Genomic DNA, 22031 nt, shown 5'->3' with positions numbered 1-22031 from the left:
AACCAGTTGAGCCCGCATCGACGGGCGCAGGACATACATCGCATAGCGCATCCCAACATAGGTGAATTGAATGAAAGCAGTCGTCTACGAAGCCTTTTCCAAACCGCCGCGCTTGATGACCGTGGCGGATCCGACCCCGAAACCTCACGGTGTTGTCATCCAGGTTCTTGGCACCGGCGTGTGCCGCAGCGACTGGCACGGCTGGAAAGGTCATGACCCGGACATCGAACTTCCGCATGTACCGGGTCATGAACTCGCGGGCGTCGTCGCCGAGGTGGGCAAGGACGTCACGCGGTGGAAGGTCGGCGACCGTGTGACCGTGCCGTTCGTGGGTGGATGTGGGGCTTGTGCAGAGTGCAACAGCGGCAATCAACAGGTCTGCCACACGCAGTTCCAACCGGGCTTCACTCATTGGGGTTCTTTTGCCGAATACGTCGGCATCCATCAAGCCGACCTGAACCTGGTCGCACTGCCTGAGAGCATGGACTTCGCTACCGCTGCGAGCCTGGGCTGTCGCTTCGCTACCTCGTTCCGTGCGGTCGTTGACCAAGGCAAAGTCAGCGCCGGTCAGTGGGTAGCGATTCACGGTTGCGGAGGGGTCGGCCTGTCTGCGGTGATGATCGCGCAAGCCATCGGCGCGAACGTCGTAGCCATCGATATTTCACAGGAAAAACTCGAGCTGGCACGCTCGCTCGGTGCAGTCGCCACTGTAAATGCCCACCGCGTCGCGAACGTCGCCGAAGCCGTGCTGGAAATCACTCGGGGTGGCGCCCATGTATCGCTGGATGCATTGGGTCATCCAACCACTTGCTTCAATTCCATCAACAACCTGCGTCGTCGCGGCAAACACGTCCAGGTGGGTCTGATGCTCGCCGATCATGCCACGCCGTCGATCCCGATGAGCAAGGTCATAGCGCACGAACTTGAGATTTACGGCAGCCACGGCATGCAGGCGTATCGCTATGCCGCCATGATCGAGATGATCACCTCCGGCAAGCTGGCGCCAGAAAAACTTGTGGGGAAAACCATCAGCCTGGAGCAATCCATCGACGCACTGATGAACATGGATCGGTTCGAAACGACAGGTGTAACGGTCATAACGGAGTTTTAATCACCGGAGGACTAAGACGCATCCATATTCGCTCCAGTGGCAAGGTGCTCGAACTCGAAATCCTCACGATGGGAGGCCACGGCGGTCGTCACTGCTTTGGCATCTTCCTTTGCGCCTTCCAGCGTCGCTGCCGCGAGTATGCAGCGCACGATGGCCCGGAAAACCTGTGCCAGGGTTGGGACTGTGTCAGTCGGATGCAGCAGCCCTTGCTCCTCGAGGAGCTTTTCGATCATTGGACGTGTTCGCTGTTCAACTGATCCCGGAACTTAATATGAACCTTCGAGAGCGTGAACCCCGAGCGCGCTCCTGTGTCTATCTGACACTACCTGAAGCTCTATTGAGAATAACCATGAACATATTTGAAGCCCTGCGAGAAAGCCACGATCGTCAGCGCAGCTATGCCGATGCCTTGACGATGACTCATGGTGACAGCAACGAACGCAAAGAGGCTTACGAACGCTTGAAAGCAGAGCTACAGGCTCATGAAACTGCGGAGGAACGCTGTTTCTACATACCACTGATGGCCCATGACAACGGTATTGATCTGAGTCGGCACGCCATTTCAGAACACCATGAAATGGACGAAATGATGGAGACGCTCGATGAAACCGAGATGTCGAGTCCTGGCTGGTTAGTGACGGCTAAAAAACTCACACACAAGGTGCATCATCATTTAAAGGAAGAAGAGCAGAAGTTTTTTCAGGCAGCAGGCAAGCTGCTGGATGATCAGCAAAAAAAGGCGTTGGCTGAACAATACCTGGCTGAATATCGGGAGCAGATGGCCACTGCCTGACGTGGCGTTGCCAAGCTGCTATCGATGAGTGTCCGTTTCTTCTGCCGGATAGAACTCGCCCTCCTTCCCCATTTTTTTCAGCCGTTCGCGCGCGATCAGTTCAACACTGGCCACTGCGGCCTGATCGTCAGGGTTGACCAACTGCAGGCAGAGGCGTTGGACATTCTGATCGTGAGTGCCCTCGCTGAGCATTTCGTGGGTGAAGACTTGTTCGCCACGCCACAGGCATAGCTGGGTGTGGGTCCCGCCGAGCCATATCTCGTTGATGGGTCCAAGGTCAGTTGAAACCAGTTGATCCGCGGTGATGATCTTGTCCATCGCGCTGTACCTTACCAATGAGTAGATACAGGTAGACTTACAGGCAAAGCAGGTCGTTCCCGGCGTCGGCTGTTCAACCGCGCCAGTGGCGTTGGGCAACGACGGTGTCATTGCCCGTTCGTTGGGCAAAGCGATGGCCAAAGGCTGGAGAAACCGAGCCAAAGCCGAACTAGACAGTCAGCAGGATAAGCGCCGCTGAAAGGCTGCATCAAGCCAGGCAATGTCACTCAGGCGCTCAGGGCCTGCTCGATAGCCGCAGTCAAGCGCGGATCATCCGCCGCGACATCCGGGGCAAACCGGCCGATGACCTGGCCGTCCCGGCCCACCAGAAATTTCTCGAAATTCCACAGCACTTCCTGCCCTTCGCCGCTCTCGATGCCGTAGCCCTTGAGGCGCTCACGGAACGGGCCGTCGCCGGTTGCTGCTGGCTGGGCCGAGGTCAACTCGCTGTACAACGGATGCTTGTCGGCGCCCGCAACGGAGATCTTGGAGAACAGCGGGAAATGCACGTCGTAGGTGGCGGAACAGAACGACTGAATTTCCTCGTCGGAGCCCGGTTCCTGCTCCTTGAAGTTGTTAGCCGGGAAGCCCAGCACTTCAAGTCCTTCGGCCTTCTTGCTCTGATAGAGACGTTCCAGACCTTCATATTGCGGCGTCAACCCGCACTTGGACGCGACGTTGACCACCAGCAGGACTTTGCCTTTGTACTGGCCCAGGGTGGCTGAAGTCCCATCGATTTGCTTGAGCGTAATGTCGTAAAGAGCGGCAGTCATGTGTATCTCCTTTGAGTGAGCGGTAGTGTCGTCCAGCGACACACCTTGAAGCGATTGATTGCGAGGGTTCGTATTCAGTCATTGAAAAGCACTTCGCACCGGGTACACCACGCTTGTGCGGCTGTCCGGTTCATCGGGAAACGCAGGACTGGCTGACTTGCATCAGCCACCGCCAAAACCAGCACGTAATCTATAAATTGACGCGTGGGTTCAAAGGCTGGAACGCTCATGCCTGTCGCAGTGAGTATTCGAGCAACCCCGCCCGAGAATCTCCTCTCAATCTGTAGCCATTCACACTGCCAGCCTGTCACCCAGGTGAAGTCTCGGATGTGATAATCGCCGGTGGCGCTTTGGCACTGAGCGAGTTTCCGGCTGGCGTGGTCAAAGACGAAAAACGTTTGGCCTGGATAACCGAGCAACCGGGTATCGTCAAGGCTCAGACCTTCTTTCAGATTAACAGCTGCCACAAGTGCTTTTGCCCGTCTGCGCCGCCTCATCAAGTAACCTATGGCGAGGCACAGAATCGCAAGGGCCACCAGGAAAGTTTGAAATACGTTGAATGTAGGCTTCCCGGCGTGAGGCAGCATGCAAACCAGGGACCCTATTGTTGCCAGCCCCGCTAAACAAATGGCGACGGTAATGAATCTATTGAAGAGGCTGGAACCGAACGTATTCGACGTGCTTTTCATCACTATCCCCAATGTCACTTCATGACTTCACCGGTGCCAACACTGCGCATGAAGGTCAATCGGAGTGACCCTGTGTCGCGGACTTCAGACGTAATCAACTCACCATTGTTGATATCCAAGGCTATCGCATCACCGACATTTCCAAGCCTCAACTGTAGCCAGACAATGGCAAAACGTGTCCTTGAAACTTTGCGCACTTCACCGATGAAAATCGACCGGGCAAGCACTGGTTGGCCAGGTTGGACCTCACAGTTGACAGGTAAGGGATAAGGAGGCTCGGTCGTTTCGCGTAGGTACATCGCCGATTTGATAACGGCAGTGCCCGGCGTCGGCACACAGTCGACAATAGCGCCTGCGTTAATACCAAAACCTTCCACCCGCTCCGCCGCCTGAGCAACATTCGCAAGAAACAAAAACACGGCAGTCAGGATGATTTTCATATTGCCTCGCTGCACATCAACTGCGTCCGATCAGCAATAGAAACCCTCGAAGCCGACCTGCCATATGTTTCAAGCGCAAGTCTGGCCGCGTTGTTGTCGATAAGGAGTTGAGGTGTCATTTCGCAGCTGAATCGGCGGTCGGTCATGGCAGGTACGCTGGGATAAAGAGCGGGCACTGTAGCAGATGACAAGCACAGAGCCCGCTGCGCCAGGTTTCAGTGCCCGACGAGGCCAATCTGCTGCAGGAAGGTCAGATTGTCCTCCAGATGCCAGTTTTCGGCTATCCGGCCGTTGGCGATGCGGTAGATATCGGTGGCAATGAAGTTGACTGCCTGCCCCTGCCCTTGCACGCCGTTGAAGGTGCCGGTGAAGTGTCCGGTGAAGCGCAAGTGCGATACCACGCGATCACCGCTGACGATCATTTGTTGAATCTCACATTGCAGGTCAGGCACGGCACCATGGAAAGCCTTGGAGGCCGCCAACGGACCGGCGATACCTTGGGGACGACCCGGCGGCAATGCTCGATCCATGAAATCCGCTGCCAGTGCTTCTTGAGCCAGCGCAGGATCACCGGATTGCCAGAAGGTCGCGTAGCGACGCGCTGCCAAGGTTTGCGCCTGAATCTGCGCAGGTTTGGCGGCAGAATCGGTAATGATCACCCTGGGCGTTATCAGCGTTGGTTCGGCAGCCATGGCATTTGAACCCAAGACGGTGGCAGTCAACGTGGCAGCAACCAGCAGGCCCGAAATCAAAGTGCGCATCATGCTTCTCCGGCGTTAACAGTTGGGTAATCGCTGTAGCCCTTGGCGGTGCCGCCAAACAGGGTCGAATGATCAAGGGGCGCCAGGGGCAGGTTTTGCATCAGGCGTAGTGGCAGGTCCGGGTTGCCGACGAAAGGCCGGCCGAAAGCCACCAGGTCGGCGTAGCCCTGTGCGATGACCCACTCGGCGCGTACACGGTCATAGTTGCCCGCCACGATGATCGGGCGACTGAAGCGAGCCCGTATCGCTTGGCGAAACGACTCGGTAAACACCGGAGCATCGTCCCAGTCGGCTTCCACCAGGTGCAGATAGCCAATGCCTTTGCCTTGCAGATATTCAGCGGCGTCAAGAATGGTCGGCAGAATGTCCGGGCACGCCATACCGCGAGCGGTCAAAAACGGGGCCAGACGAATAGCGGTACGCTCGGCACCGACCTCCTCACTGACTGCATCGACCACTTCCTGAAGAAAGCGCAGGCGGTTGGCTCTTGAACCACCGTACTCATCGGTACGGGTGTTGGACGTCGTGCGCAGGAACTGATCGATCAGGTAACCATTGGCCCCGTGAATTTCCACGCCGTCGAAGCCTGCTCGCATTGCCCGGCGTGCGGCCTGACGGAAGTCGTCGACGATCTGTTTGATTTCGGCGTGGCTCAGTGCGCGAGGTGTCGGGCTATCGAACATCGCGCCCTGCCCTGTGACTGGATCGACTTTCCAGATCTGCCCCTCGAAAGGCTCGGCGGATGGCGCAACCGGCAACTCGCCGTTATGGAAGTCCGGGTGGGACAAGCGCCCGACATGCCACAGTTGCAGGAAGATGCGACCGCCCTTGGCATGCACCGCTTCGGTCACGCCCTGCCAGCCTTGCACCTGCGCTTCGCTGTGAATACCGGGTGTGAACGAGTAGCCCTTGCCCTGGGGTGAAATCTGCGCGGCTTCTGTGACGATCAGCGCTGCCGAAGCACGTTGAGCGTAATACTGTGCGTTGAGGGCGTTGGGAATATCGCCGGGTTGGCTGCTGCGGGCGCGGGTCATGGGCGCCATGACGACGCGATGAGGCGCCGTGACGCCAGCGAACGAGATCGGGCTGAACAGTGTGTTGGATGAATTCATGGTGAAGGTCTCCTGGGCCAATGAAAGGTGATGGGGCCAGTGTGCAACCAGGGACGTAAATTGATAATTAGGCTAACCTTGGATGGATTTTCAAAAGTATTGGAATAATCATGGATAATCTGGGTGACATCCGGCTGTTTGTCGAAGCGGCTCAGTTGGGCGGACTGTCACTGGCGGGCCGCAAACTAGGTCTGTCACCGGCAGCGGCCAGTGCGCGACTGCTCAAGCTGGAAGCCTCTCTGGCCACCCGCCTGTTCGAGCGCACCACCCGGCAACTGCGGCTCACCGATGAGGGCCGGATTTACCTGGAGCACTGCCGCCAGGCACTCCAGGCACTGGATGACGCCCGTGCGGCGCTGTCGGCGGAGAAAAAGGAGATTCGCGGCAAAATCCGGATTTCAGCCACCTCGGACTTTGGCCGCCACGTGCTCAATCCGTGGCTCGACGCGTTCACTCGCCTGTATCCACAGGTGGTGCCCGCACTGCAGTTGTCTGACTCGCTCTCGCACCTGATCGCCGACGATGTCGACCTGGTGATCCGTTTCGGCGTGCCCCCGGACAGCTCATTGATTGCTCGGCCATTGGCGGCCAATCGCCGGGTGCTGTGTGCGGCGCCCAGCTATCTGGCGCGCAAAGGCACTCCGGAACATCCACGGCAGTTGGCCGACTTCGATCATATCGTTGCAGGGCAGTCAGGCTGGTCGAATGAATGGCGCCTGCGTCGTGGAGACGAGGAAGTGCTGTTCAAGGTGCCGCTGGAGGCGGCCAGGGAAACCAACGATGGCGCCCTCGCCCGGCAATGGGCCGTGGATGGTCACGGCATCGTGCTGAAGTCGATCTGGGATGTGACAGAGGACCTCACCGCTGGACGCCTGACGTTGCTGATGCCCGAGTGGCAAACGGCCGAAGCGCCGGTGCACGCCCTGTACCCGCGCAGCCGCTACCTGGCGCCGCGGGTGCGGGCGTTGCTGGATTTCTTGCATGACCGTTTCGAGGAAGCCTCAGCGCAGATGGGACTGTGAGGAGAATGCCCGCAGCGTCGCTCTGACACGGCAATACTTCAGTATTTTTTGATAATCCATCAAATGTCAGCCTGATTCTCAATGCCCTGCCCATTTTGCACAATGAGCGCTCTTCATTGGCATCCCTAGGCACTGTCATGTATCTGGATCACGCAAACATCGTCACACCGAATCTGGCTGCCACCGCCAGCTTTTTTATCGACGTGCTTGGCTTGACTATCGGCCCACGCCCGAACTTCCAGGTGCCCGGGTGCTGGCTCTACAGTGACGGGCGCCCGCTGATCCATCTGACTCAGGCGACCATTGCCCTGCCAGTGGGCAAGACCTCGCCGCGCATCGATCATGTAGCCTTGCGACTCGCCAACCTTGATGAGCTGACCGCTCTGCTTGCTCGCTTGAAGGATCACCACGCCGATTACCAGCTCGATGTTCGTACTGCCGACAACGAGATCCAGTTGTGGGTAGCGGTTGCGCCTGGCGTGATCATTGAATTCATCGTCGTGCAATGAAACGCTGCACGCTCACAACACAACCGTGCTCGATCTGACACGGGCCTGCCTGTCTCACCTGCACAGACTCCCCCATGACACGCTGACCTGACATGCATCATGGGGTTATCCAGTGTTAACCGCGCTGGTTGATCAAACCTGCGCAAACCCTCCATCCACGAACATCTCGCTGCCGGTCATGAAACTGCTTTCATCCGACGCCAGGAACAGCGCCGCTGCGGCAACTTCTTGCGGTTTACCGATACGTGCGAGGGGTAACTGTTCGACCATCGAGTCTACGATTGCCTCTTTCTGCCCGGTGGTCGACAGCGCCAGATCCAGGCCCGGCGTTTCGATTGGCCCAGGTGAAAGTACGTTGACACGAATGCCACTGCCCTTCAGGTCCAGCGCCCAGCTTCTGGCAAAGTTTCGCAGCGCAGCCTTGGTGGCGCTGTAGACGCTGAACGCTGGCGTGCCCATGACGCCTGTCGTCGAGCCGGTCAAAATGATCGAACCGCCTTCCTGCATCAATGGCAGTGCTTTCTGCACTGTGAACAGCGTGCCTTTGACGTTGATGCCGAATGTGCGATCAAAGGACTCCTCGGTGATGGAGCCCAGCGGCTGGAAATCACCCAAGCCCGCGTTGGCAAACAGCACATCGACCCGGCCTTTGGCATCCTTGATACGGGCATAGATGCGGTCAAGGTCTTGCAGACTGGAGATGTCGCCCTGAATCGCGATCGCCCCATGGCCGATCAGCTTTAACGCCTTGTCCAGTTCTTCCTGGCGGCGCCCTACGATGACGACCTCTGCACCTTCTGCCGCAAAGCGTATGGCCGTTGCCAGGCCGATGCCGCTATTGCCGCCGGTAACTACTGCGATTTTTCCGTTGAGCCTGCTCATGACTGTTCCTCAATAAAGTTGAGGCCCGACTGTAGATCCGCTCTATTAATTTGCATAGTATGCACCTTTTAGTAAGTGCCTGATCCGGGAGCATGCAACATGCCCAACAACCCTTTCAATTGCGGGCTGGACGCCGCCCTGGCGGTGATCGGCGGGAAATGGAAACCGTTGGTCCTTTATCACCTGGCACAGAAGGTTCACCGCTACGGCGAGTTGCGCCGGGCGATTGGTGGTGTGACCGACAAGGTATTGATCCAGCAGCTCAAAGAGCTGGAGCGGGATGAAATCATTGCCCGAATCGACTTTCAGGAAATTCCGCCGAAGGTCGAATACTCCCTTACGCCATTCGGGCAGTCTCTGGCCACGGCACTGGGGGCACTGTGTGCCTGGGGTACGGAGCATATGGCCACGGTTGAGCGAATCAATGAGCGACGTACAGCGGTCCTCACCCAGTCATGAATTCGCCCACAGTAGCGCGTGCATATCGTCGGATCTGTGGGAGCGGATTCATCCGCGAAGAGGCCAATACATCCAACACATTGGTGGTGTCCGGAATAAAGCTTTCGCGAATGAATTCGCTCCCACAATAGCGCTGTGCATATCGTCGGATCTGCGGGAGCGGATTCATCCGCGAAGGGGCTGCTCTGGCTTTACAGCAAACATAGAATCTCCCACAAGTGTGTTGTCAGCGACTCTGGGATGCACCGGCCACTAGTGTCACTCCCTGTCGAAAGCGGTCCACCGCCCGCTCAATGTCCTCATCCGTAATATGCCGATGGGTCACGCAACGCAGGCGATCCTTGCCCCACGGCCGCACCAGCAAACCCAAAGTCTCGAGGTTGTTTGTCCAGGCGTTGCTGTCCAGACCCGTCTGAGAGATGTCGATCTGGACGATATTGGTTTGCGGCTGCGAGGCGCTGATCGGCAGGCCCAGCTGATTGATCCGGTGGCTGAGCAGTTGCGCGCGCTGATGGTCTTCGCTCAGCCGGGTGACCATGTTCTGCACGCCATGAAGCCCTGCCGCAGCCATGATCCCGGCCTGTCGCTGAGTGCCGCCCAGCATGCGCCGCAGCCGTCGAGCCTGCTGCATCATGGCGGACGGCCCGACCAGCACGGCGCCGACTGGTGCACTTAAACCTTTGGACAGGCATACGGAAACCGTATCGGCATGCTGCGCCACGGTCTGCGCACTGACGCCCAGGGCTACTGCCGCATTGAACAGCCGCGCGCCGTCCAGGTGCACCGGCACGCCTTGCGCTTCCGCCAACCGATATACCGCCTGCATATGGGCCAGCCCCGGCACTGCGCCACCGGCATTGTTATGGGAGGTTTCCATGGCCAGCACGCCGGTGTGCAGCTTGTGCTTGCCGGCCTTCAGGGCTTCTTCGGTGTGATTCAGATCCATCTCGCCGTGCAGGCCGGGCACGCCGAGATAAAACAGCCCGGTGAAGGTCGCCGCGCCGCGTTCGGAGGTGTACATGTGCGCGCTGGACTCCAGCACCACCTGCTCGCCGCGCCCGGTTTGCGCCAGCACTGCCAGCAGGTTGGCCATGGTGCAACTGGGCACGAACAGACCCTCTTCCTTACCCAGCAGTGTGGCAACGCCCTCCTCCAGCATGCGGACCGAAGGATCGAAATCCAGGCCGTCGTCACCGATCGGTGCGGTGCGCATGACCTCATACATTTGCTCGGTAGGACGAGTCACCGTGTCGCTGCGCAAATCAACCGGCAAGGCGGTGCCCGCCCCGCCGTCGCGGGAATTCAAACCAGACATGAAAAACCCCTGTCAGTGCTGGAGGATTTTGGAGAGGAACTGGCGAGTGCGCTCGCTGCGCGCCTCGACGTTGTCGAAGAATTCGGCGGTGACGCAGTCCTCAATGATCTTGCCGCCATCCATGAAAATCACCCGATCGGCCACGCGCCGGGCAAAGCCCATTTCGTGAGTGACCACCATCATGGTCATGCCTTCACGGGCCAGGTCGGTCATGACGTCCAGTACCTCGTTGACCATTTCCGGATCCAGGGCCGAGGTCGGCTCGTCGAACAACATCACCCCAGGGTCCATGGATAAGGCCCGGGCAATGGCCACCCGCTGCTGCTGACCACCCGACAGCATGCCGGGATGCTTGTCCTTGTGTGCCAACAGACCAACCCGATCCAGCAGCGCATGAGCTTTTACCCTGGCCTCCTCCGGATTGCGCTTGAGCACCTTGATCTGACCCATGCAGAGGTTTTCCGTGACGGTCAGATGGGGAAACAGCTCGAAATGCTGGAACACCATGCCTGCCTGCGACCGTAGCTTCGGCAGATCGGTCCTGGGATCACCGACACTGATGCCGTTGACCGAAACCGTACCTTTTTCGAAGGATTCCAGTGCATTGACGGTCTTGATCAGGGTCGATTTGCCTGAGCCCGAGGGCCCGCAAACCACCACCACTTCGCCTTTGCTGACCTGTGTGGTGCAACTGTCCAGCACCTGAAACTCGCCGTACCATTTGCTGACGTTATTGAACTCAATCATCTTGGATAACCCGTAACTGGATTGACACTAACCAATGGGCGGCTCAGCGAGCGACCAGCGTTCTTCTCTCAAGCAACTTGACGATCCGCGAGGCACTGAAACAGATCACCAGGTAGACCAGGGCGACAAACACATACAACTCCACCAGTCGGCCATCGCGCTGGCCAATCTTCGCGCCCGCACCAAGGAAGTCGGTCAACGACAGCACGTACACCAGCGAGGTGTCCTGGAACAGGATGATCACTCGAGTCACCAGCGACGGCAGCATGTTGCGCAACGCCTGGGGCAGAATGATGCTCTGCATCGACTGGCGATAAGTCAGACCGATGGCCAGCCCCGCCGACATCTGCCCGCGCGATACCGACTGAATGCCGGCGCGCATGATTTCGCAGAAATAAGCGGCCTCAAACAGGGTAAAAGTGATGATCGCCGACTTGTACGCCCCTACATTCATCGGCCGTGAAGCACCCGTTACCCAGGCGCCGATGTACGGCATCAGAAAGTAGAACCAGAAGATCACCAGCAGCAGCGGCACGGAACGCATGGTATTGACGTAAAAACCGGCAGGGATCGACACAAGGCGATACGGTGACAGGCGCATCACCGCCAACACCGTGCCCAGCAGCAGTCCCATGCTGGCGGCTGCGGCGGTCAGGGTCAGGGTAAAGGTCATGCCGGTGCCGAACAGATACGGAATGGCATTGATGACGACTGCGAAATCAAAATTCATGAGGCGCTCCCGCTCAACTTCACCCGGGTCTTCCCGCCAATCCTTCCCGGCAACGCGAAATGTCGCTCCAGGTAATGCATGGCCAATACCACGCAGCCATTGATCACCAGATAGCCCACCGTCGCGGCTGAAAACGCCTCGAAGATATGAAAGCTGAATTCCTGCATGGCCCGCGCCTGGCCGGTCAGTTCCAGCAGGCCGATGGTCAGGGCCACGGAGGAGTATTTGACGATACCCATGAATTCCGAGGTCAGCGGCGGGATCACGATCCGGTACGCCTGGGGCATGATCACGTAGCGATACACCTGTACCGGCGTCAGGCCCATGGCGATACCCGCCTGGCCCTGCCCTCGCGGCAGCGACTGGATGCCTGCACGCAGGGTTTCGGCCAGCCGCGCCGTCCCATAAAAGCTCAGGCACAGCACGGCAGGGATGAATTGCCCCCACGGTTGGCCCATCTGTTTCAAGGCATTGCCCCAGTCCTTTGGCAACAGCTCGGGAAGGACGAAATACCAGAGAAACATCTGTACCAGCAGTGGGATATTGCGAAAGATCTCGACGTACAAGGTGCCGATAAAGTGCAGTAGCACCGAGGGTGCCGTGCGTAATACCGCCACCAGAGACCCCATCACCAGCGACACGGCTCCCGCCGACAATGACAGGGCCAGGGTCCAGCCAACACCGATCAATAGGTTGTACAGATAGGTGTCGACGCCGTTGGAGGACAGCTCAAGAAAAATTCCCCAGCTCCAGTCATAGTTCATGAGACCGCCTACTCGTAAAGGGCCGGATCAGCCGAATCGGTAGGGTTGGCCAAGGCTCTCTTGAGGGCAGCGCTCATGGGGAAATTCAGGTTGATGCCGTGCGGCGGAATCGGCGAAGTGAAGTACTTGTCGTACAGCTTGTTCACCGTGCCGTCCTTGATCAGCTCGACAACTGCGGTATCGACCAGGGTTTTGAACTGCGGATCGTCCTTGGGCTCGAGAATGCCGTAAGGGGCAAGCTCCAGGCCTTTGCTGCCGACGATGAAGTCTTCAGGATTCTTCGACGACGCTACGGCACCGTACGCCAGCCCGTCATCGTTGGCCGAACCGGCGGCACGGCCACTGGAAACCATCAGAAAGGTTTCTGCGGTGTCCTTGGCTGGCGCCACGGAAATACCGTAGCCGTACTTGGCGTTGAGCATCGAGATCAGCTTGAAGGTCTGGCCACCCGCCTGGGCGGCGATGGTCTTGCCGCGAAAGGACGACAGGTCATTGACGTCTACCCCGGCGTCCTTGCGTGCCAGCAGCACGACCTGGGCGACGAATGTAGTCGGGGCGAAAGACACCAGCGAATGGCGATCGGCTTTATTCGTGGTATTGCCGCATTCCAGATCGATGGTGCCATTGGCCAACAACGGGATACGGGTCGCCGAAGCCGTCGGGTTGTAGTGCACGGCCAGGGTTTTCAGATCCAGTGCAGTCTTGATCTTCTGGACAATGGCTTCGCAAATCTCGACGGTATAGCCCACCGGTTTCTGCTGGGCGTCCAGATAACCGAACGGTACCGAGCTTTCCGGGTAGCCGAGGGTAATTGAGCCCGACTCGCGAATCCTGTCGATTCGTCCATCTGCAAACGCCTGTGCACTGAGCACAAATGCCGCAATCGCCGTTACAGCGCTGATCACTTTCATAGTCCTTCCTCGGTAATCGAAACAGAGAACATCATCAGGTGTCGCGAACTGACCGAGAGCAGGAGATCGGTAGTGGCAAAAAGTATCCATGAAGAATATATTTAAGCCCAATACCTCTTACGTATTGCTGGATACAGGATTGATATGAGCGAAGGGTATATGAAGCTTCGCCAGATCGAAGCGTTTCGCGCCATTATGATGACCGGATCGATGACAATCGCCGCTCGTAAGCTGCACACTTCGCAGCCGCAAGTCAGCCGTCTGATCAGTCAGCTGGAAGCCCTCACCCAATTCCCGTTGTTCGAACGCCACGGCAGCAAGCTCAAGCCGACCGTGGACGGCGAGCGTTTTTATAGTGAGGTAGAGAAGACATTTTCCGGCCTGACCAGCCTCGAATCAGCGGCGGCGGTGATACGCTCATTCGGTCGCGATCGCTTGGTATTGGCAGCCATGCCCAGGCTGGCGGGCGGTCTGCTGGCGCGAATAGTTGCCCGATTCAAGCTGGAATTCCCGGATGTGTTGGTCACCATCCAGTCGGGTAACGAGAGCACCGTCAACGAGTGGATTCGTTCCGGTATGTGCAGCACCGGCCTGGCCATGCTCTATAACCAGACCCCGGGCATCCATGTCGACCCGGTGATCACCTCCAACTGCGTCGCGGTCTTTCCCAAGGGCCATCGATTCGCGCAACTGGAACGGGTCACGCCAGAAGATTTCGCCAATGAACGCTATATCTCCTTCCCCAGCGCAAGCCCGGTGCGCGAGCGCATCGATGACATATTCGAGCAGGCCGGAGTCAAGCGCCGAATCGTTGCAGAAGCGAGCCTTGGCGCATCGATCTGCGCACTGGTCGGCGCGGGCATGGGCGTCAGCCTGATCAACCCGGTCGCCGCCTCCGAAGAGGCAACGATTCACAGCATCGAGTCGCGCCCCTTCACCGCCAGTATTCCGGTGGTGATTGGCCTGCTGTTCCCGTCACACCACCCGCAATCGAGGCTGGTCAGCAGCTTTGCCCAATGTGCCCGGGAAGTGATGCTCGCCGAGCTTTCGCCATTGTGTTGATGACCGGATCAGCGTGCCCTTCGAACAAAACCTGCAATTGATAGATCGACGCTGCCGTGCGCTTCGCGAGTGAAATCGCTTCCCCCAAAAAGCGCTCTCATTTCAGCCAGTCACGGCCTTCTGGGCATAAAGCTTGATTACCTGGACATCTGATTGATGCTCAAGCGCTCGCCCACCACCATCTCGGTGATCCAGTCCACCAGTATCGAGGTATAGGCCTCCTGGGCCACCTCGGTGCTCAGGCTATGGTCCGCATGATCGATGATCCGATGGGTCAGCGAGTGGGTCTGCTGGAACGCGGCACGGTAGCTCATGATCGTTGCGTGGGGCACATGCTCGTCGTGCTCGGATTCGACGATCAACACATCGCCGCGAAACGCCGCGCAGGCACGCAGGGCGCGGTTGTCGGCGGCGTCTATGTGGCTGGAGCGGTATTGCATCAGGTCACGACGGTCGAGTTCACGCTTGGGCATCAGCCAGTCTGCGTCGCGGTACATCGCCGGCACTCGCAGGGCCAGCCAGCGCACCTTGCGCATCTGGCTGAGGATGGTGGCCAGATAGCCGCCATAACTGGTGCCCACCACCGCCACGGATGAAGTATCGATGGCCGGGTGTGACAGCAAGTGATCATAGGCCGCCAGCAGGTCGCGTAGATTGTCCTCGCGGTTGACGCTGGCCTGGCGATCGTTGAAAGCGCCGTGGCCGCGCAGATCAAAAGTCAGGCATACGCAACCCAGACCGGCGATGCCCCTGGCGCGAATCAGGTCGCGCTCCTGGCTGCCGCCCCAGCCATGGACGAACAGGACACCCGGCACCTTGGCCTTGGGGGTGAGAAAGTTACCGGCAATCGCATCCCCGTCGACGCTGATCGAGACCGGTTCGGCATTAGCAGTCATAAGCATCGATCCGTGCAAATTTAAGAAGGAAGTCGCCATTGCCGTCGGGCCCGCTGTACAGCACGCGGGCGCCCTCTGGCACTGGTTGCTCTTCGTGTTTCTCATGGGTACTGGCGCGTACCGCGCTGGTTTGTGGACGCTCGCGGAAAGCTTGCAGCGCGGCCAGCTCGGCCCCGGTTGCACCCCCCACTCGCCAGGACTGCTCAAGTACGCCTACTTTCAACGTGCCGTCACTGCCCTGCCCCTGAACCACATCGTAATTGCGCCGGGAAGCAAAAAAACCGGGGAAGCTCAAGGCCGCCGCAGTGTCGTAGGTACGGGCATACTCGATGGCGCGGCGCACATCGGGCTTTAAATCGCGGGCCAACAGCTCGACATAATCACCCCGCACCAGCAACAGCTCGGAGCCGCCGTAGACGCTTTCACCACGGCTGTTCTGCTTCTGCTCCTGCTGACCGACATAAGTCATCAACAGGCCGTCAATCAGGGTCTGGCCGACGCTGTAAGTCACGCTTTCCTTGAGGTTCTCTTCGAGGACGATGCCATGGGCACAAGTATCGGCATCCAGATTGCCCAGCCATTTTTCAACATCATTCTGGTTATGCAGCACCGACTGCCCCGAGCCACCGCAGGCCTCGACCTGCTTGACCCGCAGCGCGCCCTTGCGCAGGCCGGTCATGGCTGCCTGACGAGCGTCCTCGAGGTCAAATACGGTTACCCCTGGCAGGACCACATCCCGCACCCGCTCGCAGAATTGCGGATTCCAGCCGTCTGGCTGACGGCGTGACTGAGCAAGCAACGGGTGCGAGATGGCTTTAGTGGCGACGAAGGCGTGCTGAACATAGCCACCCAGCAGATCGTCGGCACCGCTGACCCGAAGTTCGTCGAGCTGCTTGCCGATCAGGGTTTGCGTGGGAACCCAATACAAGGGTTCTTGTGAGTCATCTGTTTGTTGTCCATTTTCCTTGAATGACCAACCGAGGATTTCCGCCAGCCACCGGGCCAGGGCCTGGGTGGTCTGCAAATCGTGTCCGGTGCCGCCGTTATCGGCGTGGACCACTACGCATTTCTGGATCAATCGTGCTGACATGCCGGGCTTCCTTCTTGTGGCAGTACTCAATAGCCGACCCCTCGGAAGCGCCGATAGTTCGCCCGTCCCTGATCAATGGAAGCGGGTGCGCCATTCGTCACCACAGCCTTCGAATTTTTTGAACGCCTGGTGCCTTGATTCTGACTGATATCGGGTAAGCCGCATAAACCGACCTTCGGAGAAGCCCATGACTGACTACCCAAAACCACCTTTCGAGGCGCAATCCCAAGCTGTGCCCGGTCTCCAGGGGAAAATGCAGCCCTACCCCGATTGCGGTGAAACCAGCTATAAGGGATCGGGCCGCCTGGCCAATAAAATCGCCCTGATCACCGGTGCCGACAGCGGCATTGGCCGGGCCGTGGCCATTGCTTTTGCCCGTGAAGGCGCAGACGTGGCGATTGCCTATCTGGACGAACATGAAGACGCCGAGGAAACCGCACGCTGGGTCAAGGAGGCCGGGCGACAGTGCCTGCTGCTGCCGGGGGATCTGGCGCAAAAAGCCCAGTGCACCGCCATCGTCAACAAAACCGTGGAGCAGTTCGGCCGTATCGACGTGCTGGTCAATAACGCCGCCTTCCAGATGACCCATGAGACCCTGGAAGAAATTGCCGACGAAGAATGGGTCAAGACCTTCGATATCAACATCACCGCGATGTTTCGCATCTGCAAGGCCGCCCTGCCGTCCATGGCCCCTGGCAGTTCGATCATCAATACCAGTTCGGTCAACTCGGACATGCCCAGCCCCAGCTTGCTGGCCTACGCTACCACCAAGGGCGCCATTGCCAACTTCACCGCAGGCCTGGCGCAGATGCTTGGCAAACGTGGAATCAGGGTCAACAGCGTTGCGCCGGGGCCGATCTGGACGCCATTGATCGTCGCGACGATGACCGATGATGACGTAAAAAACTTCGGCTCCGCCACGCCTCTAGGGCGCCCTGGCCAGCCTGTAGAAGTCGCACCGATCTATGTATTGCTGGCCTCGGATGAAGGCAGTTATATCTCCGGCTCGCGTTATGGCGTTACCGGCGGCAAGCCGATTCTCTGATCGAGGACGCTGAGTGGACACGCAGAGCCTCGTCGTCGGCTGCGCCGGGTGGAGTCTGGGCCGGGAGTATTGGCCCGACTTCGCTGCGCAAGGTACGCATTTGCAGCGTTATGCCTCGCGCTTGACAGGCGTTGAAATCAACAGCTCGTTCTATCGTCCGCACCGTCGAGCAACCTATGAGCGTTGGGCGGCTTCAGTGCCCGACGCCTTTAGCTTCAGCGTAAAAATGCCCAAGCAGATCACTCATGTGCTGCGTTTGCGAGGCTGCGAAGAGGTTTTGAAGGTATTTCTTGATCAATGCTCAGGACTGCAGGAGAAGTTCGGCTGCCTGCTGGTGCAACTGCCACCGTCGCTGGCGTTTGATCCACCAGTTGCCGAGCAATTCTTTACCGCCCTCAGGCTGCGTTTTGCCGGATATGTCGCGTTGGAGCCCAGGCACGAGTCGTGGGTCAATGCCGGGCCTCTATTGCGCAAGCTGCAAATCGCCCAGGTCGCAGTCGATCCCTCGCACATCAGTACCGACGCGGCTCCCGCTGGCTGGCCGGGCTTCAGGTACTGGCGGCTGCACGGTTCGCCGCAGGTTTATTACAGTGCCTACGCCGAAGACGCGCTTGAGCGCCTGGCCGGGCAACTGACTGCGGCCCGAGCCGAGGGCGCCGTTGTCTGGTGCATTTTCGATAACACGGCTGTGGGCGCAGCGTTAGGCAACGCTTTGCAATTGAAACGACGGCTGGAATCACCGTAGGAACCGGGTTTGCTGGCGATGGGCGGCATGACAGCCTCAACTGATGCCATCGCCAGCAAGCCAGCTCCTACCGGATTTCATTCCTGATCATGGTTGTTACAACACCTTGTCCAACGTGATGGGAAATTCCCTGACCCGCTTGCCCGTCGCATGATAAATGGCATTGGCTACCGCCGAGGCCACACCAACGATGCCAATCTCGCCGACGCCCTTGGAGCCCAATTCGTTGACAATGTCGTCGTTTTCTTCGACGAATATCACCTCGATATCGCCGATATCCGCATTCACGGGAATGTGGTATTCAGCCAGGCTGTGGTTAAGCACCCGCCCCAGCCGGTGGTCGGTTTGCGCCTCTTCCTGCAAGGCCATGCCCAGGCCCCAGACCACGCCGCCGAGAATCTGGCTGCGTGCGGTCTTCGGATTGATCACTCGCCCCGCCGCTACCGCACTGACGACCCGAGTGACTTTGATCGAGCCCAGGTCCTCGTCCACCTGCACCTCGACAAACACCGCCGAGTGAGTAGCCGTGGCATAGTTTTCGCGCTGTTTGTTCGGTTCGGCATCGATTTGCACTTCCAGCACACCGCCGGGGCAACCCGCCACAATGTCGGAGATGGCCAGGCGCTGATCACCCAGATGCAGATAACCGTCGCCGAAGCCAACGTCTTCAACCGGAATATCCATCACTTCAGGATGGACATCGCGGGCAGCCTGCAGGACCTTGGCCCGTATCACCAGGCAGGCCTCACGCACCGCCGAGCCCACCGAAGACACGGTGAAAGATCCACCCTGCAATGGCGCCGTCGGTAACGACGAGTCGCCGAGTACGAAAGTGACGTCGCGCGGCATGATGCCCGCAGCATCGGCAGCGATCTGAGTCATCACGGTGTAGGTACCAGTGCCGATATCGGTGGTCGCGCTGCTGACGGTCAGCTTGCCCTGGGCATCCAGGCGTGCCTTGGCACTGGCCTTCATCTGCATGGCCTCCCAGACCCCGCCGGCCATGCCCCAACCGATCAGTTGGTGATTGTTGCGCATGCTGCGCGGTTCGGGATTGCGTCTGCTCCAGCCAAAGCGCTCGGCGCCCTGGGCATAACAGGCAAGCAACTCTTTACTGGAGTACGGCTTGCCTTCATTGCCGTTGCTCCCGGCAAAGTTGATACGGCGCAATTGCACCGGATCGATCTTCGCGGCACAGGCCAGTTCGTCCATGGCGCATTCCAGCGCAATCATCCCGGATGCCGCCCCTGGCGCGCGCATATCCAAGGGTGTGAAGACATCCAGTGGCGCCAGCTTGTAGCTCAGCGCAACGTTGTCGCACTGATAGAGCATGCCGCTCCATTCCACCAGATGCTCGGTGAAGTCCTCGAACTGCGAGGTCTGGCCGATGGCGTCGTGTCCGATGGCGAGCAGGCGACCATCACTGTCCGCGCCCAGACGCAAACGCTGCACAGTGCGTGGACGATAACCGAAGGTGAACATCTGCTGCCGGGTCAGGCTTACCCGTACCGAGCGCTTGAGTTGCAATGCCGCCATCACTGCCAATGGCAACTGATATTGCGGGCGCAACCCGGAGCCAAAGGCGCCGCCAACATAGGCGGTCAGAATGCGGATCTTCTCTTTGGGCATGCCGAAGACTTTGTGCAGATAGTCCTGACAGTTTTGCGGGCCCTGATTCTTGTCATGAATCTCCAGGCTGCCATCGCCCTTGTAGAAGACGGTGGATGCATGGGGCTCCATTGGGCTGTGATGTTCGTTCGCGGTGCTGTAGGTAGCATCGACGCTGACGACTGCCGCAGCGAACTGCCCATTGAAATCGCCACGTGGCTTGGGTGTTTCAGCGGGCGCCGGGTGCGCTGGATCGAGAACGGCAAGCAAATCGGTCTGATGATCCTCCTGGTGGTAGTCGATGCGCACCAGAGTACCGGCATAACGGGCAAGCTCAAGGCTCTCGGCAACCACCAATGCCAACGGCTGGCCGCTATAGAGCACCCGGTCGTTGTACAGCGGGCGGAACGGCGAGCCTTCAGCCGAGTCGGCATCGGCGTAGTTATCATCCTCGCTGGCCAGCCGCGGCCGGTTGCGGTGATCGAGCACCAACAACACACCCGGCACGGCCAACGCCGCGCTGCTGTCGATATTGATCACGCGCCCTCGGGCAATGGTGCTGGACACCACGCTGCCATAGAGCAGCCCATCCTGCGGGTATTCAGCGGCGTAGCGCGCCTGCCCGGTGACTTTCAGCACGCCGTCGACGCGATCCATGGGTTGGCCTGAAGCCGGGGTAAAAGTACTCATCAGACATTCCCTCCGACTGCAGCGTCGCTCAAGGCACGGACAATGGCGCGGCGCGCCAGCTTGACCTTGAAACCGTTATGGGACAAAGGCTGTGCATCACGCAGCATTGCTTCGGCCGCTTCGGTAAAAGCTTCGTGAGACACCGACCTGCCCTTCAATGCCTGCTCCACAGCCTTGTCGCGCCAAGGTTTATGGGCCACCCCGCCCAACGCCAGGCGCACATCACGAATCACATCGCCGTCCAGTTCCAGGGCTGCCGCCACCGAAACCAGAGCAAAGGCATAGGACGCCCGATCACGAATCTTCAGATAGTGTGAATGCGAGGCGAACCCATTGGCAGGCAGCTCCACGGCGGTAACCAATTCATCGTCGGCCAGTTGGTTATCGCGCTGCGGCGCATCGCCGGGCAGGCGATGGAAATCGGCGAACTCGATGCGGCGTTTGCCCGCGCTGCCCTGAACATGTACCACTGCTTCCAGTGCAGCCAGCGCCACGCACATATCCGAAGGATGGGTGGCAACACAGGCGTCGCTCGCGCCAAGGATCGCGTGGATCCGGTTCAGGCCATCCCGGGCCGGACAACCACTGCCGGGAACCCGTTTATTACAGGGGGTGCCAGCGTCATAGTAGTAATAGCAGCGGGTGCGTTGCAGCAGGTTGCCGCCGGTGCTGGCCATATTGCGCAACTGCGGCGATGCGCCAGCGAGTATCGCCTGAGACAGCAACGGATAGCGCGATTCGATCAAGGGATGCCAGGCCAGGTCGGCATTGCTGACAAGGGCGCCGATCAGCACACCGCCGCCAGGGGTTTCCTCGATTTCACGCAACGGCAGGCCGTTAATGTCGATCATCCGCTCGGCACGAACGACGTTTTCCTTCATCAGGTCGACCAGATTGGTGCCACCGGCGATGAACCGCGTGGTCGGTCCCGCAAGACTGACAGCCTGGCTCACGTCGTCGGGCTTGCTGTAGCTGAAAGGCATCATGTACGTGGCCCTCCCTGCTCAGCCTGCATCTGCGGCATCGCTTCTTCGACGGCGGCGATAATGTTGCTGTACGCGCCGCAGCGACACAGATTGCCGCTCATCAACTCCTGAATCTGCTCGCGATTGTGGGCACGCCCTTCCCGTACCAGGCCGACCGCAGAGCAGATCTGCCCCGGCGTGCAATAACCGCACTGAAAGGCGTCATGGCTGATGAACGCCTGCTGCATTGGATGCAGTTGCTCACCCGTAGCCAGGCCTTCGATGGTGGTCAACTCGGCGCCATCGCACATGATTGCCAGGGTCAGGCAGGCATTGATGCGTTTGCCGTCGCGCAGCACCGTGCAGGCGCCACATTGGCCGTGATCGCAGCCTTTCTTGGTACCGATCAGGTCAAGCTGATCACGCAGCAGGTCGATCAGGGTAGTCCAGGGCTGGACATCAAGCTCTCGGGCCTGACCGTTGAGGGTCAGACGGATCGTCTGCGCCTCAACATCCTTAAGGAATGTCGCGCTCATTGGGGAACCTCACGGTAGAGATGAATTGCGCGCAGTAGGCTGCGTCTGTGAGGTACGA

The 22031-nt window shown here is 58.9% G+C and carries 25 protein-coding genes and 1 pseudogene; 8 read left to right on the top strand and 18 right to left on the bottom strand.

All coding sequences use genetic code 11. The features are described from left to right. Window positions 1–70 precede the first annotated feature (70 nt). Entirely contained in the window at window positions 71–1111 is a 1041-nt protein-coding gene (locus tag ACCD02_RS26775) for a zinc-dependent alcohol dehydrogenase family protein (RefSeq protein ID WP_413308713.1), read from the top strand. Window positions 1112–1125: 14 nt separating this feature from the next. Here the strand turns inward: ACCD02_RS26775 and ACCD02_RS26770 are convergent. Next, window positions 1126–1307 (bottom strand): annotated as a pseudogene (locus ACCD02_RS26770) (thioredoxin); the annotation flags it as partial. A gap of 153 nt (window positions 1308–1460) precedes the next feature. Between ACCD02_RS26770 and ACCD02_RS26765 the strand changes: the two are divergent. Continuing rightward, window positions 1461–1904 carry a hemerythrin domain-containing protein gene (locus ACCD02_RS26765; RefSeq protein ID WP_413308711.1) on the top strand — a complete coding sequence of 148 codons (444 nt, stop codon included), beginning with the start codon at window positions 1461–1463 and terminating at the stop codon, window positions 1902–1904. Window positions 1905–1922: 18 nt separating this feature from the next. On the opposite strand, the gene ACCD02_RS26760 is transcribed toward ACCD02_RS26765, so the two are convergent. The 6 genes from ACCD02_RS26760 to ACCD02_RS26735 form a co-directional block, all read right to left on the bottom strand. After that, window positions 1923–2222, bottom strand: a complete 300-nt coding sequence (locus ACCD02_RS26760) for a hypothetical protein (RefSeq protein WP_413308709.1) — start codon at window positions 2220–2222, stop codon at window positions 1923–1925. 227 nt (window positions 2223–2449) lie between these two features. Further along, window positions 2450–2995 (bottom strand): glutathione peroxidase, encoded by a 546-nt coding sequence (locus ACCD02_RS26755; RefSeq protein ID WP_413308707.1) that lies wholly within the window; start codon window positions 2993–2995, stop codon window positions 2450–2452. Between the two features lie 74 nt (window positions 2996–3069). Further along, on the bottom strand, window positions 3070–3684 hold the full coding sequence (locus ACCD02_RS26750; RefSeq protein WP_413308705.1) for a hypothetical protein: 615 nt from the start codon (window positions 3682–3684) through the stop codon (window positions 3070–3072). Between the two features lie 14 nt (window positions 3685–3698). After that, on the bottom strand, window positions 3699–4124 hold the full coding sequence (locus ACCD02_RS26745; protein ID WP_413308703.1) for a hypothetical protein: 426 nt from the start codon (window positions 4122–4124) through the stop codon (window positions 3699–3701). Window positions 4125–4339: 215 nt separating this feature from the next. Next, window positions 4340–4888, bottom strand: coding sequence for an ester cyclase (locus ACCD02_RS26740; RefSeq protein WP_413308702.1), 549 nt, complete (start codon window positions 4886–4888; stop codon window positions 4340–4342). Further along, a complete protein-coding gene (locus tag ACCD02_RS26735; protein ID WP_413308700.1) occupies window positions 4885–5997 on the bottom strand; it encodes an alkene reductase in 1113 nt (370 codons plus the stop codon). Before ACCD02_RS26735 ends, ACCD02_RS26740 begins: the two co-directional genes overlap by 4 nt. A gap of 110 nt (window positions 5998–6107) precedes the next feature. Here ACCD02_RS26735 and ACCD02_RS26730 point away from each other — a divergent pair, with 110 nt between their 5' ends. Beyond that, window positions 6108–7019 carry a LysR family transcriptional regulator gene (locus ACCD02_RS26730; protein WP_413308698.1) on the top strand — a complete coding sequence of 304 codons (912 nt, stop codon included), beginning with the start codon at window positions 6108–6110 and terminating at the stop codon, window positions 7017–7019. A gap of 137 nt (window positions 7020–7156) precedes the next feature. Beyond that, complete coding sequence (locus ACCD02_RS26725; RefSeq protein ID WP_413308696.1) at window positions 7157–7528, top strand: VOC family protein; 372 nt, start codon at window positions 7157–7159, stop codon at window positions 7526–7528. A 132-nt stretch (window positions 7529–7660) separates the two neighbouring features. Here ACCD02_RS26725 and ACCD02_RS26720 read toward each other — a convergent pair whose 3' ends face one another. After that, a complete protein-coding gene (locus ACCD02_RS26720; RefSeq protein ID WP_413308694.1) occupies window positions 7661–8410 on the bottom strand; it encodes an SDR family NAD(P)-dependent oxidoreductase in 750 nt (249 codons plus the stop codon). Between the two features lie 99 nt (window positions 8411–8509). Between ACCD02_RS26720 and ACCD02_RS26715 the strand changes: the two genes are divergently transcribed. Beyond that, complete coding sequence (locus tag ACCD02_RS26715; protein ID WP_413308692.1) at window positions 8510–8869, top strand: winged helix-turn-helix transcriptional regulator; 360 nt, start codon at window positions 8510–8512, stop codon at window positions 8867–8869. Window positions 8870–9095: 226 nt separating this feature from the next. On the opposite strand, the gene ACCD02_RS26710 is transcribed toward ACCD02_RS26715, so the two are convergent. The 5 genes from ACCD02_RS26710 to ACCD02_RS26690 are packed head-to-tail and all read right to left on the bottom strand — an operon-like array spanning window position 9096 to window position 13336. Continuing rightward, complete coding sequence (locus ACCD02_RS26710) at window positions 9096–10184, bottom strand: threonine aldolase family protein (protein ID WP_413308690.1); 1089 nt, start codon at window positions 10182–10184, stop codon at window positions 9096–9098. Window positions 10185–10196: 12 nt separating this feature from the next. After that, window positions 10197–10931, bottom strand: coding sequence for an amino acid ABC transporter ATP-binding protein (locus ACCD02_RS26705; protein ID WP_413308688.1), 735 nt, complete (start codon window positions 10929–10931; stop codon window positions 10197–10199). Window positions 10932–10974: 43 nt separating this feature from the next. Then, window positions 10975–11661: an amino acid ABC transporter permease gene (locus ACCD02_RS26700; RefSeq protein WP_413308687.1), complete on the bottom strand. Its 687-nt coding sequence runs from the start codon at window positions 11659–11661 to the stop codon at window positions 10975–10977. Then, complete coding sequence (locus ACCD02_RS26695) at window positions 11658–12425, bottom strand: amino acid ABC transporter permease (protein WP_413308685.1); 768 nt, start codon at window positions 12423–12425, stop codon at window positions 11658–11660. Before ACCD02_RS26695 ends, ACCD02_RS26700 begins: the two co-directional genes overlap by 4 nt. A gap of 8 nt (window positions 12426–12433) precedes the next feature. Then, window positions 12434–13336 carry an amino acid ABC transporter substrate-binding protein gene (locus ACCD02_RS26690; protein WP_413308683.1) on the bottom strand — a complete coding sequence of 301 codons (903 nt, stop codon included), beginning with the start codon at window positions 13334–13336 and terminating at the stop codon, window positions 12434–12436. 144 nt (window positions 13337–13480) lie between these two features. On the opposite strand from ACCD02_RS26690, the gene ACCD02_RS26685 reads away from it, so the two are divergent. Beyond that, a complete protein-coding gene (locus ACCD02_RS26685; protein ID WP_413308681.1) occupies window positions 13481–14398 on the top strand; it encodes a LysR substrate-binding domain-containing protein in 918 nt (305 codons plus the stop codon). 137 nt (window positions 14399–14535) lie between these two features. Here ACCD02_RS26685 and ACCD02_RS26680 read toward each other — a convergent pair whose 3' ends face one another. Together ACCD02_RS26680 and ACCD02_RS26675 are read right to left on the bottom strand one after the other, a co-directional pair. Continuing rightward, window positions 14536–15294, bottom strand: a complete 759-nt coding sequence (locus tag ACCD02_RS26680; RefSeq protein ID WP_413308679.1) for an alpha/beta hydrolase family protein — start codon at window positions 15292–15294, stop codon at window positions 14536–14538. After that, window positions 15284–16384 carry a DUF3182 family protein gene (locus ACCD02_RS26675; protein ID WP_413308678.1) on the bottom strand — a complete coding sequence of 367 codons (1101 nt, stop codon included), beginning with the start codon at window positions 16382–16384 and terminating at the stop codon, window positions 15284–15286. Before ACCD02_RS26675 ends, ACCD02_RS26680 begins: the two co-directional genes overlap by 11 nt. Window positions 16385–16571: 187 nt before the next feature. Between ACCD02_RS26675 and ACCD02_RS26670 the strand changes: the two genes are divergently transcribed. Both ACCD02_RS26670 and ACCD02_RS26665 read left to right on the top strand, forming a co-directional pair. Next, complete coding sequence (locus tag ACCD02_RS26670; protein WP_413308676.1) at window positions 16572–17429, top strand: SDR family oxidoreductase; 858 nt, start codon at window positions 16572–16574, stop codon at window positions 17427–17429. 13 nt (window positions 17430–17442) lie between these two features. Beyond that, the gene (locus ACCD02_RS26665; RefSeq protein WP_413308674.1) at window positions 17443–18174 is read left to right on the top strand and encodes a DUF72 domain-containing protein; all 732 of its coding nucleotides are present in this window, start codon (window positions 17443–17445) and stop codon (window positions 18172–18174) included. A 96-nt stretch (window positions 18175–18270) separates the two neighbouring features. Here ACCD02_RS26665 and ACCD02_RS26660 read toward each other — a convergent pair whose 3' ends face one another. From ACCD02_RS26660 to ACCD02_RS26650, 3 genes are read right to left on the bottom strand one after another with little or no spacing between them, the layout of a single operon-like run. Beyond that, window positions 18271–20472, bottom strand: a complete 2202-nt coding sequence (locus tag ACCD02_RS26660) for a xanthine dehydrogenase family protein molybdopterin-binding subunit (RefSeq protein WP_413308672.1) — start codon at window positions 20470–20472, stop codon at window positions 18271–18273. Beyond that, window positions 20472–21458 (bottom strand): FAD binding domain-containing protein, encoded by a 987-nt coding sequence (locus ACCD02_RS26655; protein ID WP_413308670.1) that lies wholly within the window; start codon window positions 21456–21458, stop codon window positions 20472–20474. The genes ACCD02_RS26660 and ACCD02_RS26655 overlap by 1 nt, the downstream gene beginning before the upstream one ends. Next, window positions 21455–21973 (bottom strand): (2Fe-2S)-binding protein, encoded by a 519-nt coding sequence (locus ACCD02_RS26650; RefSeq protein ID WP_413308668.1) that lies wholly within the window; start codon window positions 21971–21973, stop codon window positions 21455–21457. Before ACCD02_RS26650 ends, ACCD02_RS26655 begins: the two co-directional genes overlap by 4 nt. Window positions 21974–22031: the final 58 nt, after the last annotated feature.

It is taken from the genome of Pseudomonas sp. Pseusp88 (assembly GCF_047303955.1).
In the GTDB taxonomy this organism is placed as follows: domain Bacteria; phylum Pseudomonadota; class Gammaproteobacteria; order Pseudomonadales; family Pseudomonadaceae; genus Aquipseudomonas.
The sequence above is the reverse complement of the archived record's forward strand: the minus strand, read 5'-3'. Positions and strand labels throughout refer to the sequence as shown.

Coding starts and splice junctions, on each gene's coding strand:
- ACCD02_RS26775 (WP_413308713.1), top strand. CDS start 71: ATGAAAGCAGTCGTCTACGAAGCCTTTTCCAAACCGCCGCGCTTGATG.
- ACCD02_RS26720 (WP_413308694.1), bottom strand. CDS start 8,410: ATGAGCAGGCTCAACGGAAAAATCGCAGTAGTTACCGGCGGCAATAGC.
- ACCD02_RS26760 (WP_413308709.1), bottom strand. CDS start 2,222: ATGGACAAGATCATCACCGCGGATCAACTGGTTTCAACTGACCTTGGA.
- ACCD02_RS26655 (WP_413308670.1), bottom strand. CDS start 21,458: ATGATGCCTTTCAGCTACAGCAAGCCCGACGACGTGAGCCAGGCTGTC.
- ACCD02_RS26755 (WP_413308707.1), bottom strand. CDS start 2,995: ATGACTGCCGCTCTTTACGACATTACGCTCAAGCAAATCGATGGGACT.
- ACCD02_RS26715 (WP_413308692.1), top strand. CDS start 8,510: ATGCCCAACAACCCTTTCAATTGCGGGCTGGACGCCGCCCTGGCGGTG.
- ACCD02_RS26705 (WP_413308688.1), bottom strand. CDS start 10,931: ATGATTGAGTTCAATAACGTCAGCAAATGGTACGGCGAGTTTCAGGTG.
- ACCD02_RS26690 (WP_413308683.1), bottom strand. CDS start 13,336: ATGAAAGTGATCAGCGCTGTAACGGCGATTGCGGCATTTGTGCTCAGT.
- ACCD02_RS26740 (WP_413308702.1), bottom strand. CDS start 4,888: ATGATGCGCACTTTGATTTCGGGCCTGCTGGTTGCTGCCACGTTGACT.
- ACCD02_RS26745 (WP_413308703.1), bottom strand. CDS start 4,124: ATGAAAATCATCCTGACTGCCGTGTTTTTGTTTCTTGCGAATGTTGCT.
- ACCD02_RS26685 (WP_413308681.1), top strand. CDS start 13,481: ATGAGCGAAGGGTATATGAAGCTTCGCCAGATCGAAGCGTTTCGCGCC.
- ACCD02_RS26660 (WP_413308672.1), bottom strand. CDS start 20,472: ATGAGTACTTTTACCCCGGCTTCAGGCCAACCCATGGATCGCGTCGAC.
- ACCD02_RS26650 (WP_413308668.1), bottom strand. CDS start 21,973: ATGAGCGCGACATTCCTTAAGGATGTTGAGGCGCAGACGATCCGTCTG.
- ACCD02_RS26675 (WP_413308678.1), bottom strand. CDS start 16,384: ATGTCAGCACGATTGATCCAGAAATGCGTAGTGGTCCACGCCGATAAC.
- ACCD02_RS26695 (WP_413308685.1), bottom strand. CDS start 12,425: ATGAACTATGACTGGAGCTGGGGAATTTTTCTTGAGCTGTCCTCCAAC.
- ACCD02_RS26700 (WP_413308687.1), bottom strand. CDS start 11,661: ATGAATTTTGATTTCGCAGTCGTCATCAATGCCATTCCGTATCTGTTC.
- ACCD02_RS26750 (WP_413308705.1), bottom strand. CDS start 3,684: ATGAAAAGCACGTCGAATACGTTCGGTTCCAGCCTCTTCAATAGATTC.
- ACCD02_RS26765 (WP_413308711.1), top strand. CDS start 1,461: ATGAACATATTTGAAGCCCTGCGAGAAAGCCACGATCGTCAGCGCAGC.
- ACCD02_RS26680 (WP_413308679.1), bottom strand. CDS start 15,294: ATGACTGCTAATGCCGAACCGGTCTCGATCAGCGTCGACGGGGATGCG.
- ACCD02_RS26735 (WP_413308700.1), bottom strand. CDS start 5,997: ATGAATTCATCCAACACACTGTTCAGCCCGATCTCGTTCGCTGGCGTC.
- ACCD02_RS26670 (WP_413308676.1), top strand. CDS start 16,572: ATGACTGACTACCCAAAACCACCTTTCGAGGCGCAATCCCAAGCTGTG.
- ACCD02_RS26730 (WP_413308698.1), top strand. CDS start 6,108: ATGGATAATCTGGGTGACATCCGGCTGTTTGTCGAAGCGGCTCAGTTG.
- ACCD02_RS26710 (WP_413308690.1), bottom strand. CDS start 10,184: ATGTCTGGTTTGAATTCCCGCGACGGCGGGGCGGGCACCGCCTTGCCG.
- ACCD02_RS26725 (WP_413308696.1), top strand. CDS start 7,157: ATGTATCTGGATCACGCAAACATCGTCACACCGAATCTGGCTGCCACC.